Origin of the sequence: Blautia sp. MSK.18.38, assembly GCF_024460535.1 — a bacterium.
GTDB classification, from domain to species: Bacteria; Bacillota; Clostridia; order Lachnospirales; family Lachnospiraceae; genus Blautia_A; species Blautia_A fusiformis.
Map to the genome: position 1 here is coordinate 1 of NZ_JANFYP010000064.1, position 2,622 is coordinate 2,622.

Below are 2,622 nucleotides of genomic sequence, written 5' to 3' on the forward strand. Positions count from 1 at the left end.
GCCTTTGGAATATGCAAGATTATATCTTGATGGCAATTTACAGATGTGGGTGGATGCAGAAGATTCACTTGAATTATAGGCAATTTAAACAAAAGTTTATATCTGATTTTCGATTATCCATATGAACACTTTACTTTCAAGCATTTTGAGAAATATAGAAAAACGCTAATTTTACCACTAATAAATGAGCCTTGATATGACACTAAAAACAATATGGGAGATAGCACAATATCTGTGTATCTCCCGTTTTTCATTTTTGTAATATAATTACTTCACTCTAATTTTTATATTTTCTTATTTTTCAATAATCATAGGACTTATTTCTAAATCTGCCATAGACTGCTTTGTTTGGTATGGCTTTCGGGATATGATTACACACATCATAGTGTGGATAGTAATAGAGCATAAAACATGTAGAGTAAGGTTGCTACAACTCATATTGCCATATATAATAACTAATGACATCGAAAATTAAAGAAATTGATTAGAAATAGATTTTTGTTTGATAATCTTAAATCAGATATTCACAATGGAGGCATATTTATGGCGCAGAGTATTTTAATTGTAGACGATGAAAAAGAAATTGTATCAATGCTGTATTGCTATTTCAGCAAACTTGGATATACGGTATATACTGCAACAGCAGGAAATGCTGCATTAAAAGAAGTAGAAAAAAAACCTGACATTATTTTGTTAGATGTCAATATGCCAGATATAGATGGATTTACTGTTTGCGAAAGGATACGGGATTATGTTTCATGCCCTATAATTTTTTTAACAGCACGCATTGAAGATAGTGATAAAATAAAAGGATTTTCTATTGGCGCAGACGACTATGTAATAAAACCATTTTCTGTTGATGAATTAGAAGCTCGCATTGCAGCACATCTTCGCAGAGAAAAAAGACACAATATATCTTCAAAGGTGCAATTTGATGAAGATATGGTTATAGATTATTCCTCACGTATTGTGTTTTATCATAATAAGGATATGGCTTTTACCAAAAAGGAATTTGATATAATATCTTTCCTTTCGCAAAACAAAGGAATTGTTTTTGACCGGGAAACTATTTATGAAAAAGTTTGGGGATTAGACGGCATTGGTGATAATACAGTTGTTACAGAACATATCAGACGTATTAGGGCAAAATTTTTATCTTTAGGCGATAGACCTTACATTGAAACTGTTTGGGGGTGCGGATATAGATGGAAAAATTAAAGAGAAGCAGATTGTTCAATCGGTTAAATAGCATGAGTATTAGAATGACCTTTGTTCTTTATGCTTTGTTTTCGTTGTTGATTGGAATAATTATTTGTATACTTTTAATTTCAATGGTTGACAGATACAGAATAAATTTAAACTATAAGTATGAAAATCTGTCAACGAGGTATGATATACCGGAAAATGGCTCATTTACCGCCACTTATAGTAATGACCAAACAAAATACACAATATTTGACACGAAAGGAAACGAGATATGCAAGTTCAATGTTGATTATCAAAAAGAACGCCCAGTACACGAATATGTCTATCCGAACCATGTTTCATATATCGAAGTTTTACCTAATTTTACAAACCGGGATAGGCTTATTGACAGTGCTTTAGGTTCATTAAATATTGCAATTATTCCTATCGTATTATCTATTAGTATGATATGTTGTGTAACATTTTTTTATAAAAAAAAATTATCGAAACCTATTAAGCTATTAACTAATGCGTATCATAAAATTGAAGCAAATGACTTAGATTTTACGTTATCATATCCATTAAATGATGAAATGGGGAAACTTTGTCATGCCTTTGAAAAAATGAAAGACTGTTTGTCGAAAAATAATGAAACTATGTTTCGACAATTTGCTGAACAGCGCCGTCTAAATGCTGCTTTTTCGCATGACTTACGCACTCCTTTGACTTTACTAAAGGGTCATGCTACTATGCTGCTTTCCTTTATTCCCAAAGGCTTAGTATCACAACAAGAAATATTAGATGAAATATCAGTAATGTCAAAAAATATTTCACGTCTTGAAAAATATGTAAATGCTATGACGAACTTATACAGGTTAGAGGATATTGATATTCCACGACAACAGATTACATTTCATTCACTTATTGATAATTTTAATAACACAGCAGAAGCACTTTGTTATGACAAACATTTTTCAATTACTACAAGCGGTAATAATATAACCTTGTTTATCAATTTAGATACAGTCATGCAGATTTATGAAAACTTACTCTCTAATAGTATTAGATACGCAAAAAGTGATATTGCTATTAGCGTAGTAATAGAGAATGATAATTTAGTTATATCTGTTTCAGACGATGGTTGCGGGTTTAAAAATATTGATATTGAAAAGGCGACATTACCATTTTATAAATCATCGAAAGATATAGCTACTGAACATTTGGGGTTAGGGCTGAATATTAGTAAGATTTTAAGTGAAAGACATGGCGGAAATATCCAAATTGCTAATAATAAAGCAGGGGGAGCATGTGTTACAGTGAAAATAAATTGCAATGAAAGTTGATTGAAAATAGACATTTTATTGCTATTATAAATTTAAAAGAAAGACCAGCTAGTTATAGTCAATACCTAAAAGACAAAAAATAGATATTTTTCTT

At 30.8% G+C, this 2,622-nt stretch carries 2 protein-coding genes and 1 pseudogene; all 3 read left to right on the forward strand.

Features of this window, described 5'->3' with window-relative positions; all coding sequences use genetic code 11:
* Positions 1-79 (forward strand): annotated as a pseudogene (locus NE638_RS17635) (DUF6061 family protein); the annotation flags it as partial.
* A 464-nt stretch (positions 80-543) separates the two neighbouring features.
* Entirely contained in the window at positions 544-1,218 is a 675-nt protein-coding gene (locus tag NE638_RS17640) for a response regulator transcription factor (protein ID WP_044944580.1), read from the forward strand.
* Positions 1,206-2,528, forward strand: coding sequence for a HAMP domain-containing sensor histidine kinase (locus NE638_RS17645; RefSeq protein WP_055156874.1), 1,323 nt, complete (start codon positions 1,206-1,208; stop codon positions 2,526-2,528). The genes NE638_RS17640 and NE638_RS17645 overlap by 13 nt, the downstream gene beginning before the upstream one ends.
* Positions 2,529-2,622: the final 94 nt, after the last annotated feature.